This window comes from Vibrio misgurnus (genome assembly GCF_029635775.1).
Taxonomy (GTDB): Bacteria; Pseudomonadota; Gammaproteobacteria; order Enterobacterales; family Vibrionaceae; genus Vibrio; species Vibrio chanodichtyis.
In genome coordinates this window covers 2,171,460-2,191,221 of sequence record NZ_CP113241.1, presented here as the reverse complement: position 1 = coordinate 2,191,221, position 19,762 = coordinate 2,171,460, and the positions used below count along the sequence as shown (strand labels likewise).

At 49.8% G+C, this 19,762-nt stretch carries 18 protein-coding genes; 9 read left to right on the top strand and 9 right to left on the bottom strand.

The genetic code is table 11. The features are described 5' to 3' along the window. Positions 1–20 precede the first annotated feature (20 nt). Positions 21–407: a 50S ribosomal protein L17 gene (gene rplQ, locus OOK74_RS10000; protein WP_001216360.1), complete on the top strand. Its 387-nt coding sequence runs from the start codon at positions 21–23 to the stop codon at positions 405–407. 375 nt (positions 408–782) lie between these two features. Here the strand turns inward: rplQ and bamJ are convergent, their stop codons facing one another. Continuing rightward, complete coding sequence (bamJ, locus tag OOK74_RS09995) at positions 783–1,403, bottom strand: BamJ family beta-barrel-assembly machinery protein (protein ID WP_274722696.1); 621 nt, start codon at positions 1,401–1,403, stop codon at positions 783–785. Positions 1,404–1,661: 258 nt separating this feature from the next. Here bamJ and OOK74_RS09990 point away from each other — a divergent pair, with 258 nt between their 5' ends. Next, positions 1,662–2,228 carry a LysM-like peptidoglycan-binding domain-containing protein gene (locus tag OOK74_RS09990; protein WP_278182719.1) on the top strand — a complete coding sequence of 189 codons (567 nt, stop codon included), beginning with the start codon at positions 1,662–1,664 and terminating at the stop codon, positions 2,226–2,228. 14 nt (positions 2,229–2,242) lie between these two features. On the opposite strand, the gene OOK74_RS09985 is transcribed toward OOK74_RS09990, so the two are convergent. Next, positions 2,243–2,713, bottom strand: a complete 471-nt coding sequence (locus OOK74_RS09985) for a GNAT family N-acetyltransferase (protein ID WP_278182718.1) — start codon at positions 2,711–2,713, stop codon at positions 2,243–2,245. 199 nt (positions 2,714–2,912) lie between these two features. On the opposite strand from OOK74_RS09985, the gene dbpA reads away from it, so the two are divergent. From dbpA to cysC, 5 genes are all read left to right on the top strand, one after another. Next, positions 2,913–4,295 (top strand): ATP-dependent RNA helicase DbpA, encoded by a 1,383-nt coding sequence (gene dbpA, locus OOK74_RS09980; RefSeq protein ID WP_278182717.1) that lies wholly within the window; start codon positions 2,913–2,915, stop codon positions 4,293–4,295. Between the two features lie 291 nt (positions 4,296–4,586). Next, positions 4,587–5,453 (top strand): uroporphyrinogen-III C-methyltransferase, encoded by an 867-nt coding sequence (gene cobA / locus OOK74_RS09975; RefSeq protein ID WP_278182716.1) that lies wholly within the window; start codon positions 4,587–4,589, stop codon positions 5,451–5,453. 55 nt (positions 5,454–5,508) lie between these two features. Beyond that, positions 5,509–6,417 (top strand): sulfate adenylyltransferase subunit CysD, encoded by a 909-nt coding sequence (gene cysD / locus OOK74_RS09970; RefSeq protein WP_278182715.1) that lies wholly within the window; start codon positions 5,509–5,511, stop codon positions 6,415–6,417. A 17-nt stretch (positions 6,418–6,434) separates the two neighbouring features. Continuing rightward, positions 6,435–7,868 (top strand): sulfate adenylyltransferase subunit CysN, encoded by a 1,434-nt coding sequence (gene cysN, locus OOK74_RS09965; RefSeq protein WP_278182714.1) that lies wholly within the window; start codon positions 6,435–6,437, stop codon positions 7,866–7,868. Between the two features lie 7 nt (positions 7,869–7,875). Continuing rightward, the gene (gene cysC, locus OOK74_RS09960; protein ID WP_274722703.1) at positions 7,876–8,532 is read left to right on the top strand and encodes an adenylyl-sulfate kinase; all 657 of its coding nucleotides are present in this window, start codon (positions 7,876–7,878) and stop codon (positions 8,530–8,532) included. 63 nt (positions 8,533–8,595) lie between these two features. Here the strand turns inward: cysC and OOK74_RS09955 are convergent, their stop codons facing one another. The 7 genes from OOK74_RS09955 to OOK74_RS09925 form a co-directional block, all read right to left on the bottom strand. Beyond that, positions 8,596–9,492, bottom strand: a complete 897-nt coding sequence (locus OOK74_RS09955; protein WP_278182713.1) for a TIGR03899 family protein — start codon at positions 9,490–9,492, stop codon at positions 8,596–8,598. Between the two features lie 199 nt (positions 9,493–9,691). Beyond that, on the bottom strand, positions 9,692–10,216 hold the full coding sequence (locus OOK74_RS09950; protein WP_278182712.1) for a DUF3299 domain-containing protein: 525 nt from the start codon (positions 10,214–10,216) through the stop codon (positions 9,692–9,694). Between the two features lie 51 nt (positions 10,217–10,267). Beyond that, on the bottom strand, positions 10,268–11,527 hold the full coding sequence (locus OOK74_RS09945) for an ABC transporter permease (RefSeq protein ID WP_278182711.1): 1,260 nt from the start codon (positions 11,525–11,527) through the stop codon (positions 10,268–10,270). Then, positions 11,524–12,240 (bottom strand): ABC transporter ATP-binding protein, encoded by a 717-nt coding sequence (locus tag OOK74_RS09940; protein ID WP_274722755.1) that lies wholly within the window; start codon positions 12,238–12,240, stop codon positions 11,524–11,526. Before OOK74_RS09940 ends, OOK74_RS09945 begins: the two co-directional genes overlap by 4 nt. Before the next feature lie 81 nt (positions 12,241–12,321). After that, complete coding sequence (gene zrgA / locus OOK74_RS09935; protein WP_274722707.1) at positions 12,322–12,996, bottom strand: zinc uptake protein ZrgA; 675 nt, start codon at positions 12,994–12,996, stop codon at positions 12,322–12,324. A gap of 48 nt (positions 12,997–13,044) precedes the next feature. After that, entirely contained in the window at positions 13,045–13,335 is a 291-nt protein-coding gene (locus OOK74_RS09930) for a DUF2607 family protein (protein WP_278182710.1), read from the bottom strand. A gap of 171 nt (positions 13,336–13,506) precedes the next feature. Continuing rightward, positions 13,507–14,058, bottom strand: coding sequence for a YtfJ family protein (locus tag OOK74_RS09925; protein ID WP_274722709.1), 552 nt, complete (start codon positions 14,056–14,058; stop codon positions 13,507–13,509). A 203-nt stretch (positions 14,059–14,261) separates the two neighbouring features. Between OOK74_RS09925 and tamA the strand changes: the two genes are divergently transcribed. Further along, a complete protein-coding gene (gene tamA, locus OOK74_RS09920) occupies positions 14,262–15,989 on the top strand; it encodes an autotransporter assembly complex protein TamA (protein WP_278182709.1) in 1,728 nt (575 codons plus the stop codon). Continuing rightward, positions 15,986–19,753: an autotransporter assembly complex protein TamB gene (gene tamB, locus OOK74_RS09915; protein WP_278182708.1), complete on the top strand. Its 3,768-nt coding sequence runs from the start codon at positions 15,986–15,988 to the stop codon at positions 19,751–19,753. Before tamA ends, tamB begins: the two co-directional genes overlap by 4 nt. The last annotated feature ends 9 nt before the right edge of the window (positions 19,754–19,762 follow it).

Here is a 19,762-nt window from a genome sequence, read left to right as displayed (position 1 = left end):
ATAGTTAGAAGGATTAGGTCATGCGCCATCGTAAGAGTGGTCGTCAACTCAACCGCAACAGCAGTCATCGCAAAGCGATGTTCAGCAACATGGCTAGCTCTCTAGTACGTCATGAAGTTATCAAGACTACTTTGCCAAAAGCGAAAGAGCTGCGTCGCGTCGTTGAGCCTTTGATTACACTAGCTAAGACTGACAGCGTTGCTAACCGTCGTCTAGCATTTGCTCGCACTCGTGATAACGAAGTGGTAGCAAAACTGTTTAACGAATTAGGTCCACGTTTCGCTGCACGTCAAGGCGGCTACACTCGTATTCTGAAGTGTGGTTTCCGTGCAGGTGACAAAGCTCCAATGGCATACATTGAGCTGGTTGATCGCCCAGAAGCTGCTGTTGAAGCTGCTGCTGAGTAATCAATTCGTCATGCAATAAAAGAGCCGGGCTAGCCCGGCTTTTTTTATGGCTGTTTTTTTTGCTGTATTTGGCTTGTAAACGGAGTGCGATGTGATTGGCACACTATGTTACAGGCACTCTATCGCGATAGGTTTGCTGGATATTGTGGCTACCGTTCGCCTAGCGACTCTTCTTGGTTGTGGCTGGTGTTTTATTAGCGCCACTACTGGCAAAATCTAGACTCACAGTCCCGCGACACTGACCACTCACCTAATCCGATTCAAGCGCGACCTATTGGTGTCACTGTCATCGTCATCAACGCCATTATTGAGTCTATAAAAAAGAGCGACCCTTAGGATCGCTCTTTATCGTTGTTGGTCAGCACAAAGACAATATTACAGAATATCTAACAGCTCTACTTCGAAAACCAGTGCTGCAAATGGTGGAATAGCGGCACCTGCGCCACGCTCACCATAAGCCAGGTCTTGTGGAATGTAGAGTTTCCATTTTGAACCGACCGGCATCAGTTGCAATGCTTCAACCCAACCACGGATCACGCCAGTCACTGGGAATTCAGCAGGTTGACCACGAGAGACAGAGCTGTCGAACACAGTACCATCGACCAGTTGGCCATGATAGTGAACACGAACTGATTTGTCAGCAGTTGGGATAGCACCGTTGCCTTCAACCAATACTTCGTATTGCAGGCCAGACTCAAGAACCGTGACTTCTGAACGCAGCGCGTTATCTTGCAGGAACGCTTCGCCTTCTGCAGCCGCGACTTTAGCAGCCTCTTGGTGTGCTTGTTCTGCACGCATATGCATGGTTTGTAGGGCTTGGTTGATTTCATCTACTGAAATTGCAGGTTGTTCGCCAACCAGTGCGGTTGCGATACCAGCGGCAATCGCTGCCACATTCAGACCTTCTAAGCCGCTACCCGCCAGTTGTTGACCCATTTGCAGGCCAATGCCATAACTGGCTTTTTGTTCTACGGTTTCAAATGTTACTTCAGACATAAAAGTCACTCTTGGTCGTTCAATAAAGGCGACAGAATAACAGGTTAGGCTGAGTGATGAAACGGTTATCCCATGTGGGGGTGCTATGCCAAGTAAGTGGGTTATGGTCCGTCATCGCGGCATTGGCTTGTGACTTAGCGCAGAAAGTTCAGCAAAAAATTTCAAGTTTGTGTCAAGCTTTGGCTTTCATGCGACTCGACTCTATACTCTAACCTTATGAATTTTTATACTGTAGGCTAGTAATTAAAGGATTTGAACATGAATCGCCGCCACAAGAAGCCGCCGCAAACTGATTATCTGGCCTTGGTACAAAATTTTTGGCAACGACTGGATTGGCCGCGCTATCGTCAGCGGTTGCAAGAGTTATGGCTCGTACTGCCGCTGCGGCATCGGCGAAGTTTGATGGTGCTGATTCCCGTTGTGCTCGGCTTGATGGTGATCCCATTGCCGGAGAAGTCAACCGCACTCAACGCAGCGCCTGCGGCTGCGCAGCGGATTGAAGTCGGGATCAATACCCAGAGTTTGAGTGAACAAGGTACGCCAACGCCGAGTGAACTTAAATCATCGGCGTGGCAAGAGTACGTGGTTCGCCAAGGTGATACTTTATCGCAAGTGTTTCGGATTAATCAGTTGCCATTAAGTGATATCAATGGGTTGGTCAAGGTTGAAGGCGCCGATAAGCCGCTTAGCCAAATTCAAGCAGGTCAACTGATCCGTTTTAAATTGGCGGAAAATGGTCAGTTGGATATTTTGCAACTGGAGCGCAATAGCCAATCAGTGATGTTCTTTCGCCTCTCTGATGGCGGTTTTGGGCGCAGCAAATAAGATGACTGCGCAGTTTAGTCTGCGCAGCGCTCAGATCCGTCCCTAATCATATCGATGTGCCAAATCCCATCCTCTAGATAGGGCTCGGAGGTGGCGCTAAAGCCATAGCGAGCATAAAACTCACCAAGATACTGTTGCGCGCCAATTTCGATGGTTTGTTGTGGCCATAAACGTTGGCACTGCTCAAGTGCGGTCTGCAATAATTGATGTCCAAGTCCATTACCGCGCGCGCTGGCCTTGGTCGCCACTCGGCCAAAGCTGACATTCGAGTAACTTACCCCAGGCGGCAGTAAACGTGCGCAAGCCACTAATTGTGATCCTTGATAGCCAAGCAAATGTTGCACGCCGCTGAGGCAATCCTTGTCATCCAATTCGGGATAAGCACAGGACTGTTCTACCACGAAGACGTCCACTCTGAGTTTAAGCAGTTGGTACAGCTGTTCGGTGGTTAATTGGCAAAAAGGCACACATTGCCAGTGGATCATGATTATCTCCTTGATAATAAAGTTAATGCTCGTGGTTTGATTAGGTTTGAACTGCGCTGAACGGGGGTAATTATTACTGCGTAGCGCCGTTTTCTCTAGCGTTAAGCATAGGGCTAAAAATTTAAATCAAGATTCACTGGAGCTGAGGCGTAAAATAACGATAATAGCGCTTCTTTTTTCATCACACTAAGGATCCCCCTTGAACACCAACACTTTTGCGGCTTTGAACCTGAAGCCTGAATTACTCGCGAACCTTGAAACGATGGGGTTTGCCACAATGACTCCGATTCAGGCGCAATCTCTTCCCGCAATCCTCAATCAACAGGATGTGATTGGTCAAGGTAAAACGGGCTCGGGCAAAACGGCTGCCTTTGGTCTTGGGGTACTGTCTAATCTCAATGTGAAACGCTTTCGTGTGCAAGCCTTAGTGTTGTGTCCAACTCGTGAACTTGCCGATCAAGTGGCGACCGATATTCGTACCTTAGGCCGCACCATCCACAACATTAAAGTGTTGACCTTGTGTGGCGGGATGCCGATGGGGCCACAGATTGGTTCGTTGGAACATGGTGCGCATATTTTGGTTGGTACACCAGGGCGTATTTTGGATCACCTGAGTAAAGATCGTATCGATCTTAGCGAACTCAACACGCTGGTGCTGGATGAAGCGGATCGCATGTTGGAAATGGGCTTTCAAGAAGCGTTAGAAGCGATTGTGGCTGCGGCACCTACCGATCGCCAAACCTTGCTGTTTAGCGCTACCTTCCCAGCCAGCATTGAGAAAATTGCACAAAACGTTACCCGTAATGCAACGATGATCCAAGTTGCCGCCACTCATGATACCTCAACCATTCGCCAATATTTTTATAAGGTGGATGGCAGCGAGGCACGTGATCAAGCGCTTGAAACGCTGCTGTTACATCATCAACCTAGCTCAGCGGTGGTTTTTTGTAATACCAAGCGAGAAGTGCAAAATGTCGCCGATGCCTTGCATCAAGCCGGTTTTAGTGTGATTGAATTGCACGGTGACTTAGAGCAGCGTGAGCGCGACCAAGCGTTAGTCCAATTTGCCAATAAGAGCATCTCGATTTTGGTGGCGACCGATGTGGCTGCGCGTGGTTTGGATGTGGATAACCTTGATGCGGTATTTAACTACGATTTATCACGCGATCCTGAGGTGCATGTACACCGTATCGGTCGTACAGGCCGAGCTGGCAGCAAAGGTTTGGCATTTAGCTTTTTTAGCGATAACGAAAGCTATCGTGTGGCACAAATTGATGAATACATGGATATCGCGATTGAACCAGCCACCTTGCCACAGCCGACCGCTGGCGCGCGTCCATATTTGTCCAACATGGTCACGATTCAGATTGATGGCGGCAAAAAAGACAAAGTTCGTCCCGGTGATATTCTCGGGGCATTGACCAGTGATGGTGAGCTGACGGCGGCGCAGATCGGCAAGATTAACCTCTTCCCGATGCGTGCTTATGTGGCGGTGGATAAAAAAGTGGTGCACAAAGCCCTCAACAAAATCGCCAACGGTAAGATGAAAGGACGCCAGTTCCGCGCTCGTTTACTCAAATAATCCCATGATATTTGCTCAGCCATAACGCGCCATGGCTGAGACTCCATCATGTGCATCCTAATCCGCAGCACTGTGACATCGCAGCGCTGCGTGATCCAGTTAGCCAATCCGACCTTGCTGTACCTCTCCGACCTTGGCCAGTGATGCACTTATGGTGCTAAACCTTACACACTCCTATATCAGCTTTTGGAATAAAGAATGAAATTATAGAATTTCAGGTAATAATCAGAACTGCGCATAATGCCTGCAACAAACCCCACAGGATTTCAGGTAATAAGCAGGAGCTCGATTATGTCGCAGGATGCGCTAGCCACTTTTGGTAACCCCCCTCGTTTTTCGGTAGTCGAAGGCTCCAGTTATCTGCGTGCGGCCCGTAGCCAACTGCCAGCAGGCGAAGTTGCGTTAGTTGGCGCAGGTCCGGGCGATCCTGAACTGCTGACCGTGAAAGCGCTCAGCTATCTGCAGCAAGCGGATGTGGTGCTGTATGACCACTTAGTTTCCGAACCCATCATGGCGCTTATCCCAAGTACGACGATTTTAGTCTGCGTTGGCAAACGTGCCGGTCATCACAGTGTGCCACAAGCGAAAACCAATCAATTGTTAGTCGATTTTGCTCGGCAAGGTTATCGCGTAGTGCGGCTTAAAGGGGGCGATCCTTTTATGTTTGGCCGTGGTGGTGAGGAGCTCGAAGTGCTGTTTGAGGCAGGGGTCAAATTTCAAGTTGTGCCCGGTATTACTGCCGCCGCCGGAGCCACCGCGTATGCCGGTATTCCATTGACGCACCGTGATTATGCGCAGTCTGCGCTCTTTGTGACTGGGCATTTACAGGCACAAGCCGAAGCATTGGATTGGTCAACCTTAGCGCGTGGCCAGCAAACTTTAGTCATCTATATGGGGCTTGGCAACGCAAGCATGATTAGTGAGCAATTACAGCTGCATGGTCGCCAAGCCAGCACTCCCGTCGCCATCATCGAACGTGGTACGCAAACTACCCAGCAAGTGCAAATGGGTACGTTACACAACTTGCCGAGTTTGGCGGCCAGTGCGGCGGCTCCCGCGCTGATTGTGGTCGGTGAGGTGGTGAAGCTGGCGGCTAAGCTTCACTGGTTTGGTGCTTGCGCTACGCCAATCTCGCGTGAGGCTGCGCAATTCGCTTAATGGTTAATCGGCTTAGTCGTGAAGTGGTTTCAGTCGCAAACAAGGAAGAGACAATATGGTTCAACAAGCTTTAACCCATTTACAACAGTTGGAAGCGGAAAGCATTCATATTATCCGTGAAGTGGCGGCTGAGTTTGCCAATCCGGTGATGATGTATTCGATTGGTAAAGACTCCTCGGTGATGTTGCATTTGGCGCGTAAAGCGTTTTATCCCGGCAACATTCCCTTTCCTTTGCTGCATGTTGATACCGACTGGAAGTTTCGCGACATGATCACATTTCGCGATGCGACCGCTAAAAAATATGGTTTTGAACTGCTGGTACATAAAAATCCACAAGGATTAGCCGCGGGGATTAACCCGTTTGTGCACGGTTCGGCCAAGCATACCGACATTATGAAAACCCAAGCCTTGAAGCAAGCGCTTAACCAGTATGGTTTTGATGCCGCTTTTGGTGGTGCGCGGCGAGATGAAGAAAAATCGCGAGCTAAAGAGCGAGTCTATTCATTTCGCGATAAAAACCATACTTGGGATCCGAAAAATCAGCGTCCAGAGCTATGGCGAACCTATAACGGCCAGATCAACAAAGGTGAAAGCATACGGGTGTTTCCACTCTCTAACTGGACCGAGCTGGATATTTGGCAATACATCTATCTCGAACAGATCGACATTGTGCCGCTGTATCTGGCGGCAGTGCGCCCTGTGGTCGAGCGAGATGGCATGTTGATCATGGTTGATGATCAGCGGATGACCCTGCGTGATGGTGAGCAGATTGAGCACAAAAGCGTGCGTTTTCGCACCTTAGGTTGCTATCCATTGACCGGCGCCATTGAGTCGCACGCCAGTAGCTTGACCGAAATTATTGAAGAGATGCTGGTGGCGACCTCAAGTGAACGGCAAGGCCGCGCGATCGACCACGATCAGTCGGGATCAATGGAACTGAAAAAACGGCAAGGTTATTTCTAAGCATCGCAGGAAAGCGTATGAATAATGCAATCAAACAGCAGCTCGCTGAGCTTGGTATTGAAGCTTACCTCAAGCAGCACCAACACAAATCATTACTGAGATTGTTAACTTGTGGTTCGGTTGATGATGGCAAAAGCACTTTGATCGGCCGTCTGCTGCATGACACAAAACAGATCTATCAAGATCAGTTGGCTGCGGTGCATCACGATAGCCAACGAGTCGGCACCACAGGTCAGCGTCCAGATTTAGCCTTGCTGGTGGATGGCTTACAAGCCGAACGTGAACAAGGCATCACCATTGATGTGGCCTACCGCTATTTTTCAACCGAGCGCCGCAAATTTATCATTGCCGATACTCCGGGGCATGAGCAGTACACGCGCAATATGGCGACCGGTGCATCCAACTGCGATCTGGCGGTGATCTTGATTGATGCGCGTAAAGGGGTGCTGGATCAAACCCGTCGCCATTCATTTATCGCTCATTTACTGGGTTTACGGCATTTTGTGGTGGCGGTGAACAAGATGGATCTGGTCGATTACTCTGCATCGCGTTTTGAGCAGATCCGCGCTGAATATCTGCAATTTGCTGAGCATCTACAAGGTGAGATTGATATTCAGATCATCCCAATTTCAGCCTTGGAAGGCGATAACGTGGTGGAACCAAGCCGCATTATGGATTGGTATCAAGGTCCATCACTGCTGGAATTGCTGGAACAAGTGAATATTGATCGCGACAAGAGCGGGGCGGAATTTCGCTTTCCGGTGCAGTATGTCAATCGTCCCCATCTCGATTTTCGGGGTTTTTCCGGCACCATCGCCGCTGGAGTGATCAAGGTTGGCGATCAGATCAAAGTATTGCCATCGGGAAAAACTTCGCAGGTGACCCGGATTGTCACCTTTGATGGTGAGTTGTTGCAAGCCCAAGCTGGATTGGCGGTCACGCTAACCTTAGCCGACGAAATTGACATCAGCCGTGGCGATTTACTGGTGCAGGAAAATTCAGTGCTTGAGAGCACCCATCATCTGTTGGCCGATGTGGTGTGGATGACCGAGCAAGCGTTGCAAATCGGCCGTGATTACGACATTAAAATTGCCGGTAAAAAAACGGTCGGCCAACTACAAGCGCTGCACCATCAGTACGATATTAATAATCTATCCACTTATCCGGCGGAAAGTTTACCGCTTAACGGGATTGGTTTATGTGAGTGGACGTTTACCCAACCCGTCGCGATTGATCACTATCTGGCTTGTGCCGATACCGGCGGTTTCATCATCATCGATCGCCTAACCAATGTCACGGTCGGTGCGGGCTTGGTGCGTGAGAGCGTGCAGCATCGCCCAGCGCAAGCGACGCCATTCTCCAGCTTTGAGGTTGAACTTAATGCATTAGTGCGTAAACATTTTCCGCATTGGCAAGCTATCGATGTTAGTCGTTTAGGGCAAAGTGAGTGAGGATCGTATGACAGATCAAGCAGAGAATATGCGTGATCAGCGATGGGAGCGTCAGCCCAATATCGTGTGGTATTCTCATCGTGTGGATAAAACGCAACGTGCCACGCTCAAACAGCAGCGTCCGGCGGTACTTTGGTTTACGGGGTTATCTGGCGCGGGGAAGTCGAGCGTGGCGGGGGCTCTGGAATATCGCTTAGCCGAGCTTGGTTATCACACCTATTTGTTGGATGGTGATAATGTTCGTCACGGTTTATGCAGTGATCTCGGTTTTTCAGCGCAAGATCGACGCGAGAATATCCGACGAATTGGCGAATTGGCCAAATTGATGGCGGATGCGGGGTTGATTGTGCTGACTGCGTTTATTTCGCCCTATCGAGCCGAGCGGCAGATGGTGCGTGATTTGTTGCCGAGCGGTGAATTTATTGAGGTATATGTCAATACGCCGCTGGCCGTGTGTGAGGCGCGCGATGCGAAAGGTTTGTATCAAAAAGCCCGTGCTGGGGAAATTCGCCACTTCACTGGGATTGATTCCGAGTACCAAGCGCCACTCGATCCTGATATTGATCTACTGGCAGCAGAAAAAAGCATCGAAGCGTTAGTTGAGCAATGCCTCACTGAGTTGAGTTTGCGCGGCATTATTTCGCACAATGGTGTTACTGGTTGAGTGAGCGCGCCAAACTGGATGGCGTGTTCGTTGATGAGCAACCCATTTTTCAGTCATGTGTGGTCATACCGCATGATGCATTGAGTTGCTTACTTCTGTTTGCAGCGTGAATTTCTGATTCAGTAACGTGATCAACTGATCGTAGTAAGTCTGATTAAACTTATTGCCGAGTAAGCGACACAACTCATTACCAGTCGGACTGAAGCGATAATAGATCAGACGTACCGCTTTGCTATGGGGCTGTAGCTGCAGGTGTTTACCTTGATAGTTGAGTAGGAGTGGCGGATCGGTTTCAATTTCACCAGACTCTAATTCAGTCGCGTGCAGTAGCCCAAGTTCAATCAGCACTAATAAACTGGAGTAGGGCAGCTGATGGCTGCCGATATTGATGGTTTGAGTGGTGATGCGTTTCGCGAAACTGAGCAGGCTATGCTGGACTTTGTAGCCAATCAGCAATTTTAAGCTGCTACTCGCTCCAAAGCTGCAGGCTAAGCTCGCGGCACGTTGCAGAATTTGTGCCTCTTTCGGGGTCATGTTTTTTAGAACTTTGAGCGCCTTCATTGAGGTAAAACCTGGATTGGTGACCTCACGTTTTAGCACTTGTGCCCACAACTGCTGCATTGCGCGGCTGTGAATATCTTGTGCCATGTCAAAAAAACGGTATAGCCAGTCAGGATCTGGGTCGCCGGAGCTTTCATTGCGGCAAGAGCTGTGAGCCAGTTTAATGATCTGCTCTAAGTTTTTTTGGCGCAGTTCTTTATGGCGACGTTCACGCTGTATCGCCCGCTCTAACAGGCTAGTTTTCGGTGTTTCGCTCAGTAATAGGCTATCTAAACCATGCTGACGGGCGATGCCCAAGATCCGACTGGCGCTGTCTTTAAGATGCTGGGATTGTGTGCGTTGCTCTTGGTTGTGTGGCGTGTCATGCTCGATCACAACTGGCGTAGGATTGTCTGCCATGTGCTACCTGAAAATCTCTGCTACGGGGTGGACGTCGAGTGTAAAATTTACTCTGTTCACCGGTTGCCAGCCAGTTAAACTCTCGGATTTAGCGCATAATTTTGCGCTCTGATCGCAAAAGTGGTGACGGAGAAAGGAGCTGCAGGTTTGAGTGGCGGAGGATGTTAGCCTCCCGATATTGAGCCGAGAGGCTTAACACTTACATATCGTCGTATTCCGCGATGTCCGTGCCAATTAGGGTATAGGCGGTTTCGGCCAGATCATGACTGAGTGATTCGGTTTTCAATTCGCCAATCACATAAATCACATCCCATAGCTCTTGGATTGGAGCGCCTTTAGGAAACTTGACGTAAATAATCTGGTTAGGTGGCGGTGGTGGCACATGAATGCAAGCCCCAAAATAAGGGACCAACAAAAACTCGGTGACTTTTTTATCATCGCCCTCTAGCGGGATCACAAAGCCAGGAATTTTAACGTGGCTACCATTGAGCTCACGGCGTACCGTGCCAATCATCGACTGTTTGGCCGGCTCTGCGCCATTGTGATCGGCCATTGGCATGCCTTGCTGATCAAATAAATTGCGCTCATGTTCTGGAATTAAATCCAGCCAGTCGAGTTGTAGCAATTGCGGATCTTCCGCCTGATAAGTGCTTTGCTCGGCCAGCAGTGGGCTTGCATAACATGGAGCCAAGATCAGGCTCACCAGCAACATAAATTTTTTCATCCAATGCATCCTTGTCAACCGGCTGATGGTGAGCCGGTTGGTGATTGTATTTTATAAGCGAATCGTCATGCCATCACTGAGTGATTGGCGATAAGCGCGTAGGGCTGGGATCACTCCAATCATCATTCCAGCCAGTTGCACGTAACCGATCAACTGCCATTCATAAGCGGTGAGCCCTGCTAGCGCGATTTGAATGCCATATTGGCTGGCAATCATCGGTGCGGCTACCAGCAGCAGTAAATAGAGTAAGCTGACGCCAAGCCCGATGCCCAACAGGGTCAGCACGCTCGCTTCACTGACCAGTAAGGCAAACACATGATGCGGCCGTGCACCCATTGCGCGCAAGATCGACATCTCGCGTCGTCGTTCCTGCAAGCTGGTCAGCAAGCTACTGAGCATGCCGAGCAAGCCTGCTATCACCACAAAAACGGAGACGGCCATCAGTGCTTGCTCAGCGACGGACATCATACCCCACAACTCATGCAGTGCGACGCCCGGCATAATAGCGCTGAGTGGTTCGTGCGGATAGCTATTGATCTGGCGTTGCAAGGCAAAAATTTGGATTTTCGATTTGACCCCTAGCAACATAGCGGTGATCTGTTTCGGGGTAAAATCGCGCTGCGCCAGTTGTTCGGCACTGCTGTGCTGACCAAGGTTGGCCCCTGATTCCCATCCGATATGGATCGCCTCTATCGCTTCTAAGGAAACATGCACTGTTTTATCGACCGGTGTGCCCGTAGGCGCCAAAATGCCGACCACAGTAAAGGGCAGGTTATCGTGGCGGCTAAAGCCGACATCGCTGATCCCGTGGGCGATGATCATTGGGCTGCCAATCTGATAGCCGAGCGATTTTGCCACATCGGAGCCAATGACGGCTTCAAAGAGGCCATTGAATTCAGTGCCTTGTGAAAAAGTAAGTGGTTGCTTACTTCCATAGCGGTAGTGCTCAAAATAGCTATGGTTAGTGCCAAGGACGCGAAATCCTTTATGTGAATCTCCCAAAGAGATCGGGATGGTCCATTTCACCGCCGGATGCTGGCTAAATTCTTGATAACTCTGCCAATCAATATTGTTGGTGGCGTTGCCAATTCGAAATACTGAATAGAGCAGTAAATTAACCTGACCAGAGCGTCCGCCAACGATGAGATCCGTACCGGCAATGGTATTGGCAAAGCTCTGCTTGGCTTGAGTGCGGATCCGCTCCACCCCGAGCAGCAATACCACGGCAATCGAGACGGTTAATACAGTTAACAGTGCGGTGGCTTTGCGGTTGAGTAGGCTTTTCCACGCCAAATTCAGGATAACTTTCATTGCCAACCTCCTGCACGATTGAGGGTCGGTAAGTGGACACTTCGCTCAAAAAGCTTTTCTAGTGTTGGGTCATGGCTAACAAACACTAAAGTGGAACCAACGCGCTCGGCTTCTTCACGCAGCAGAGCAATAAAAGCTTCACGGTTATCGTAATCGAGAGCAGAAGTCGGTTCGTCGGCGATGATGAGTTGTGGCTCACCCATCAGTGCTCGCGCCGCGGCGACGCGTTGCTGCTGGCCGATACTGAGCTCCGTCACCGGTTTATTCAATAAAGCGCTCGGCAGATGCAATCTGTCCAACAGTGATTGCGCTTTGTGCGACAACGGACCATCCACTTGTTGTTTGCGCAGAGCGGAAAAGTGGCATGGTAAGGTCACGTTATCGAACACCGACAGATAAGGCAGTAGATTAAATTGTTGGAAAATATAGCCTATATGGTCGGCGCGGAAGCGATCGCGCTGACTGGCACTCAAGCGGCTTAAGTCACTGCCAAGTAAAGAGACGACACCTTGGGTTGCAGTGTTAATGCCGGTTAAAAGGCTCAGTAAGGTGGACTTGCCGCAGCCACTTGGGCCTTTGATAAACAGGTGTTCACCCCGAGCTATCTGTAAATGGGCAATATCCAAGGTGGGGGAACTGGCTCCCGGCCAACAGAACACCACATCATTCAACTCAATCACGGATGAAGTAGGATCAGAACGGTGAGCAGGCATCATGGCTCCTCATGTTTGCAGAGAAAATCAAAGCATCTCCAATGAGGGATGGATGAGAGTCACCCATCCCGAGCACTGGAATTACAGTTTGATAAGCGTTTGCTTAGGGTTCAGTTGTAGCGCACTTTGCTGCTTTTCAGTTAACACATTAGCTTGGATTTGCTCGCTGCTTGGGAAATATTGGAACCATTGGGTATCGATCTGTTTGAGATTTTCGACCGCCTCACAGTGGAACTGATATTGAGCGCTGAACGAACCGTGCTGATGGTTGTCATGCTGATGATCGTCATGTGCATGGCCATCATGATCGTGGTGTTCATGTTCAGCGTGATCGTGCGCGGTGTGGTGATCATGGGTAGTATGGTTGTGTTGGTGCTTTTCACCGAGTTGATAAGCATGACGGTCTTGGTATTGCTTACCACCCAATGAGTATTGGATAAACACTTCACGTTTTTCGCAGCGCGCTTGCTGATTGATGATAAACAGTTGATCGGCATGGTGCAGTGTGGCGAGTGCTTGCTGCAAGGTGTGTTGCTGGGCCTCATTTTGTGGCTCATGCTCAAAGCCAAGCACATCGGCGCCTGGTGCGGTGATTTCAATCAGTAAGTCGTGACCATCTTGCGCGATATTTAGCTCCACTTGGCCATGTACATGTGCCTCGTGCTGACGATGTTGATGGTCAGTATGATGTTCGGCCAATACGTTGCCAGAGAGTGTCGCGCCAACCATCAGCGCAATCATTGTTGGGTAATGCATGAAAAACTCCTAATAAAACAAAAAAAGAAACAATCGGTTTGATTTGTTTTATGCCGCAGGTGGTGAGCGAGCAAAATAGGAGTGCAGCAGCAGCGTGCGTTGAATCGGCTGGGCTACTTGGCTTTGCGGTGGCGTTTGCGGCCACTGAGGTAGTCGCCACTGTGTGCTTGGCAATCCATGGTTAACCCCAGCAAATAACTGACAATCGTGTTGCCAATGGTGTTCAGGATGTACATCGAATTGGTGATCAATCACCGCTACGTTAAACCATAGCACGAATGCCATCGTCAGCAGAGCGACGATGGATAAGCGCGATCGGTACAACATAGATTTGGGCATGATGGCAGACCTGCAGTGAATGAGGTTTGTTATAATATAACAATTCATCAATCAGGCAAGCAGTGATTCAGTGCACTGCGCGGATGATCAATCGATGATTCGGTGAGCAAGTCAGCCCTTACTCACCGATGCTGCACGCGTTAAGTGGTTAACGCTGCTGCTCTTGGCTAATCACAGCTGTTGCTCAATCAATCCAAGCACGCTGGCAATTTCGGCCTCGCTGAGTGCGCCTTCTTTCACCCACAGCACCTGACCTTGCTCATCTAGCACTATGATAGTGGAAGATTCGGCGGGTAGCTGCCATGCTTTAGCCACTGCACCGGATTTATCCAGCACCATCGATGACCAAGGGAATTGTTGCTTGCTGTCCTGCGCTGATGATTTCACCAGTGCACCGGTGCCCCACAGCGCATCATCTTGATTGATGATGGTGGTGGTTTGGTAGCGTTCGCTAGGAAATTTTGCCGCTGAGATTGCGGCCATTAATGGTGCATTGAGCTGTTTTGCGCTACTGCGTCCAGCGATGGCTTGGATCACGCGCACTTTGCCAACCATGTGTTGTGAGTTCCACGCTTGATAGCTGAATTGCTGTTGTTGGAGCTGGATTTCGCCATGTTGCTCGACAGTTACGGCTGGCACGGCTGCGCCAAGGGTTAGATTGTGGGCCAAGGCAAGGGTTGGTGAGCATGCCAAGAGTAAGGCAATCAAAGTTTTATTGTGCATTGAGTTATTTCCTTCGGTTAAACCGGCCAACATATAGCATATAAATGGTCGCCAGCGAAAAATTCTGCGGGCCTGCTTGCCGTGATCGCTTATGCTCGTGATGGCCAGCGATTTAACCATTTTCGTACAGACGCCACGCGGCATTGACGCTATGATGCCGATGTAGCAAAAATGTCACCGTTGTATAACGAGTTTAATCAAGCATGAGACGACCATCACTTCGCGCCTTAATTCTGCTCTGGCTCTGCTCCGCCCTATTGCCTGCGTTATGTTACGCCAATGTGAAGTTGGAGATCACCGGATTGAGTGGTGCAGACAAAGATAACGTAGACGCTTATCTCTCCTCGATTGCCCCATCAGACTATTCCACTAGCCTACGTTTTCAATCTCAACTTGAAAAGAGCATTACCGAGGCACTGAACGCGGTGGGTTATTATCATCCGCAGATTGACTTTAGTGTGGCAGCCGATAATCAGCGCTTAAGTGTGGCGGTGACACGCGGTGAAGTGACACGCTTTAGTGAGGTTGACATAGTGATCAGTGGTGAGGCGCACAACGACAATGATTTTCAACGCCTGATCAGAACCAGTGGCGTGGTGGTTGATCGCCGACTTAACCATAGCTTGTACGACAATCTAAAATCTGGGATCCGCAATCTTGCTCTGCAAAAAGGTTACTTCAATGGTGATTTTGAGCTCAGCCGATTGGAAGTGATCCCCGAGCTGAATCAAGCCCGAGTTAAGCTGCATTTTGCCAGTGGTATGCGTTATCAGTTTGGTCTCACCAGTATCGAAGGCAGTCAGATTGAGCAAAATCGAGTGCTGTCACTACGGCCGTTTAAACAAGGCGATCCTTATCTGGTGTCACAGGTGGGCGAGTTTAACCAAAATCTGTCCAATACTGATTGGTTCTCCTCGGTGCTGGTTGAGCCGGATCTCTCACAGTTAGAGCAAGGTCGAGAGTTGCCGATCAAAGTTACCTTGGCAGCGCAAGCGCGTAATCAGTTGGAAACCGGGATCGGTTATTCCACCGACGTTGGCGTGCGTGGCTCGCTAAAATGGAAAAAACCGTGGGTGAATAGCCAAGGCCATAGTTTTGATAGTAGTTTTTCGCTTTCGGCGCCGGAACAAACCATTACCGCTGGCTACAAAATCCCCTTAGATGACGCTTTGCATGAATATTATCGTATCCAATATGGCATGAAGCATGTCGATAAACGTGATACTCAGAGTATGGAGTCTAACCTATCACTGGAGCGGCATTGGTTGCTAGAGAGTGGTTGGCATCGCTCGATATTTGTACGTTATCTACTGGAAAACTATGAGCAAGGTCTGCAAGACGATAACAGCCAATTTGTATTGCCTGGTGTCACTTATACCCGTACTCGTGCACGCAGCAACAGCGGTTTACTGACTTGGGGTGATAAGCAAACCATCACCTTAGAGTATGGTGATCCACAACTGTTGTCTGAAACTCGGGTACTGCGGGTGCAAACTGGCTCTGCTTGGTTGCGAACTTATGCGCGTAACCATCGAGCGTTAATTCGGGTTGATGGTGGCGCCAACTTGGTTGAGCAGTTTGATCAGCTTTCACCCTCATTACGTTTTTTTGCTGGTGGTGATAACAATCTGCGTGGTTACGGTTATGAATCCATTTCACCGAAAGATGCCAGCGGGGCATTGACTGGGGCGAAGTATATTGCGACCGGTTCACTGGAATATCAATATCGCTTAACCGGTAACTGGTGGGCAGCGATGTTTATGGATGTCGGCGATGCTTTCAATAATAACCCTGACTGGAAAAAGGGTGTTGGTACTGGGATCCGCTGGATCTCTCCGGTTGGGCCTATTCGGTTAGATTTTGCGTGGGGGTTGGATGCTACTCCTGGCGATGAGTTCAAAATCCACTTCACCTTAGGGCCTGAATTATGATCAAACGAGCACTAAAGTGGACCAAATGGTTGTCTATGTTGCTACTGATTTTGGTGATGGGGTTAGTGCTGGCGGTGGCAGGTGCGCTGTTTACCAACGCTGGACTACAAGCGGTGCTATGGGGGGCACAGTCGGCATTGCCTCAGTTGCAGGTTGCGCAAGCGCAAGGTGCGTTATTTCCCCGCTTTACTCTGCAAGGGGTGAGTTATGCCGACCGCGATCTTAATCTGACGCTGGCGGCGCAAACATTCAGCTTGGCGATCAATCCTAATTGTTTATTGGAGCCGAGTGTCTGCATTAATGAGTTGACGCTAAAAGGTTTGCGACTCGATTTACCCTCGCTGCCAGAGTCACCTACCGAGCTTGAGCCGATGGTCGAGTCTGAGCCGTTGACATCGCTCTCGACCCCGATTCCGATCCGGGTCGGTAAACTGGCGCTGCAAGATATTCAGCTTAATATCCTCGGCCAGCAACTGGCTTGGCAGCAGTTGACCACTCGCGCAACGTGGCAAGGTAATCGGCTGCGGATTGGTCAAACTGAGTGGCGAGGGATCCGCCTCGCTCTCGCTGAGTCACAAGCTGAGCCAAGCAGTGAAACGCAAGCTTCCGCGACCAGTCATGTTCCACCTATCGTATTGCCATCAGTGCTGATCCCGCTGCAGATCGAGCTTGAACGTTTTGATGTACGTGATTTCCAACTGCAGCAAACCACCCCGATAGTGGTCAATCATTTCGGTTTTGCGGCGCGTGCATTTGAGCATCAAGTGTCGATTTCGAGCTTAGAGTTAAACATGCCGGAGCTGGTTGCCGAGCTACAAGGCCAAGTGACACTGAATCATGATTATCCATTACAGTTGGAACTAAAGAGTCAACTGCGGCTCGCTGATTTCAACGGCCAAACATTAAACCTGAGCGCGCAGGGCAGCTTGGCTGATCTGCAACTACAAGCGCGTTTGGATAAGCTAGCTCAAGCACAATTACGGGCGCAGTTGAATCTGTTAGCCACCGATCTGCCGTTTGATCTACAACTGTCGCAAGTTCGTGCCCAGTGGCCAATGCTCGGCGAGGCGGATTATCAGCTCCAAGTGCCTAATTTACGTGCCAATGGCTCATTGGCCAGCTATCAAATTACATTACAAAATGCAGCTTTACAGGGCGCAGATCTGCCCGACCTCAGTCTGACTCTTAATAGCCAAGGTAATTTGGATCAGATCGCGCTGTCATCATTCGAGCTGGCTGCACTCGGTGGTAGCGTGGGCGGAACGGCTCGGTTGAACTGGAAAACTGCGCTCGACTGGGAGGCGCGATTAAAGCTCAATCATCTTCAGCCTGCCTTGCAGTGGCCAGCGGTGGAAGGTCATTTAAGTGGCGAACTCGAGACGCGCGGAGGATTAACTCAGCAAGGCGGCTGGCAAGTTGAGCTACCTCGTGTGGCAATTAACGGAGTGCTGCGAGATTACCCACTACAACTGCGCGGTCAAGTCAGCGCATCCGATCGGCAAGGGCTGGGCGATATTACTTTAGTCACGGAAGGTGTTTCTATCGTTCATGGCCCTAACTCATTGACCGCCAAAGGCCAATTGAACAAGCAGTGGCGCATGGCAGTTGAATTGGATGTGCCAGATTTAAGTAAATCGCTACCTGAAGCTCAAGGCAAAGTGATTGGTGATATTGTGCTGCGTGGTGATCTCAAACAGCCACGGGTTAAATTGCTGTTGGATGCCGATCAGGTGCGATGGCAAGATTGGGCGGCGATTGGGCATCTTACTTTACAAGGCAATTTAGCCGCGCTATCTGAGCCGCAAGGCGATCTCTCGCTGCAAGTGCGCGATGTGCAATATCAAGATCAACGCATCGATACACTCGATGTTAAAGCGCATGGCTCCCAGCAACGACATAACGTGACGCTGGATCTCACGTCAGCACTGGCGTCAACCAGCCTAGCCGTAAATGGCCGCTTACGTTTAGAGCCTAGCCTGCGTTGGCAAGGTGAGCTAGAGCGGATGTGGCTTAGCTCATCGCAAGGGCGGTGGCAATTACAGCAAGCCACCGCATTATCCTTTGACCAAGCCAGCCAACGGGTTAAGGTCGCAGCCCACTGCTGGGGCCAAGCTGCAGCTCAGATCTGTTTAGAGCAGGAGGCGCAGTTAGGTGAACGTGGTGCCGCACGTATTGCGATTAAGCAATTTGACTTTAGCCAATTGGCGGATTTATTGCCGAAACTAACCAAGCTCAGTGGTCAGCTTGATGGTCAAGTAACGGCGAAATGGGCGCCGAATACCGCACCGCAACTGCAAGCCGACTTGAGTTTAAGCAAAGGGCAAGTTATCCAAAAACTGGAAAAAAATCTGATTTTTGGCTGGGATCATGCACGGTTGTCGGCCAAGTTGGCGCGTAATCAATTGCAGGCCAATTGGCTAGTCGCAGCGACCGATAACGGGGATTTTTCTGGTGCCATCTCGATTGCTGATGTGCGTAGCGAGCAGAAAATCATGCAGGGCGAGCTTAATCTCAGCACGTTTAATTTGGATTTTCTACAACCTTTGATTGGCGAGTACAGCGAGGCAAAATCCAACCTGAACGCCGAGCTACAATTTAGTGGTCCTATGCTGCATCCACAATTACACGGTGAAATTAGTGCTACTGATATTCGAGTGATCGGTGAGATCACTCCGGTGGATATTCCTTCTGGCCAAGTGTCACTCAAATTTAATGGTTATCAGGCAAGCTTAAATGCGGATATTGCTACCAGCGATGGTCTGCTTGAAGTTGATGGTGATGCCGATTGGCAGCAATTAGACAACTGGCGCTTAACCACCCGCGTGCATGCCTCATCGATGAGGGTTGAGTTACCGCCTATGGTGCGGGTCAAAGTGGTGCCCGATCTCACTCTCGCCATGCAACCGCAATTGGCTAAAGTGACCGGCAATATTGCCTTGCCATGGGGACGGATTGTGGTGGAGGAGTTACCACCGAGTGCGATCGGTATTTCCAAAGATCAAGTGGTACTGAATGCCAATTTTGAACCAGTGACTGAGCCAAATTCACTGCCATTTAGTCTCGAAACCGATATTAATCTGCAAATTGGTGATGATTTCCAACTTAAAGCGTTCGGCTTACAAGGCAATTTAGTTGGACGACTTAATGTGGCGCAGAAGGATAAAGGCCCATTTATTTTGGGCGAAGTGAATATTCGCGATGGTCAGTACCGCTCGTTTGGACAAGATTTACAAATCAAAGAGGGTAAAATCTTGATGAATGGCCCGGTCGATCTGCCCTATTTGGCGATCACTGCCATCCGCAACCCGAATAACACTCAAGATGATGTGGTGGCTGGGGTGCGGGTCAGTGGCCCTTCGGATAATCCTTCCTTGGTAATTTTTTCTGAACCGGCGATGCCGCAAGCTAACGCGCTGTCTTATTTATTGCGTGGACAGAATATTGATGGTGAAGCGGGTGGTAATGCGATGACCACTACCTTGATTGGGCTAAGTTTGGCACAAAGTGGCAAATTGGTTGGCGAGATCGGCCAAGCCTTTGGCGTGCAAGATCTACAACTGGATACCGCAGGCTCAGGCGATGATTCGCAAGTGACGGTCAGTGGCTATATTTTACCCGGCTTGCAAGTTAAATATGGGGTGGGCATTTTTAATTCACTGGGCGAGTTTACGATCCGTTATCGTTTGATGAAGGATCTGTATTTAGAGGCGGTTTCTGGGGTCAATGGTGCCGTAGATCTGCTCTATCAGTTTGAATTTAACTAAGGAGGGAGA

Coding starts and splice junctions, on each gene's coding strand:
- rplQ (WP_001216360.1), top strand. CDS start 21: ATGCGCCATCGTAAGAGTGGTCGTCAACTCAACCGCAACAGCAGTCAT.
- bamJ (WP_274722696.1), bottom strand. CDS start 1,403: ATGTCTGAAGTAACATTTGAAACCGTAGAACAAAAAGCCAGTTATGGC.
- OOK74_RS09990 (WP_278182719.1), top strand. CDS start 1,662: ATGAATCGCCGCCACAAGAAGCCGCCGCAAACTGATTATCTGGCCTTG.
- OOK74_RS09985 (WP_278182718.1), bottom strand. CDS start 2,713: ATGATCCACTGGCAATGTGTGCCTTTTTGCCAATTAACCACCGAACAG.
- cobA (WP_278182716.1), top strand. CDS start 4,587: ATGTCGCAGGATGCGCTAGCCACTTTTGGTAACCCCCCTCGTTTTTCG.
- cysD (WP_278182715.1), top strand. CDS start 5,509: ATGGTTCAACAAGCTTTAACCCATTTACAACAGTTGGAAGCGGAAAGC.
- cysN (WP_278182714.1), top strand. CDS start 6,435: ATGAATAATGCAATCAAACAGCAGCTCGCTGAGCTTGGTATTGAAGCT.
- cysC (WP_274722703.1), top strand. CDS start 7,876: ATGACAGATCAAGCAGAGAATATGCGTGATCAGCGATGGGAGCGTCAG.
- OOK74_RS09955 (WP_278182713.1), bottom strand. CDS start 9,492: ATGGCAGACAATCCTACGCCAGTTGTGATCGAGCATGACACGCCACAC.
- OOK74_RS09950 (WP_278182712.1), bottom strand. CDS start 10,216: ATGAAAAAATTTATGTTGCTGGTGAGCCTGATCTTGGCTCCATGTTAT.
- OOK74_RS09945 (WP_278182711.1), bottom strand. CDS start 11,527: ATGAAAGTTATCCTGAATTTGGCGTGGAAAAGCCTACTCAACCGCAAA.
- OOK74_RS09940 (WP_274722755.1), bottom strand. CDS start 12,240: ATGCCTGCTCACCGTTCTGATCCTACTTCATCCGTGATTGAGTTGAAT.
- zrgA (WP_274722707.1), bottom strand. CDS start 12,996: ATGCATTACCCAACAATGATTGCGCTGATGGTTGGCGCGACACTCTCT.
- OOK74_RS09930 (WP_278182710.1), bottom strand. CDS start 13,335: ATGCCCAAATCTATGTTGTACCGATCGCGCTTATCCATCGTCGCTCTG.
- OOK74_RS09925 (WP_274722709.1), bottom strand. CDS start 14,058: ATGCACAATAAAACTTTGATTGCCTTACTCTTGGCATGCTCACCAACC.
- tamA (WP_278182709.1), top strand. CDS start 14,262: ATGAGACGACCATCACTTCGCGCCTTAATTCTGCTCTGGCTCTGCTCC.
- tamB (WP_278182708.1), top strand. CDS start 15,986: ATGATCAAACGAGCACTAAAGTGGACCAAATGGTTGTCTATGTTGCTA.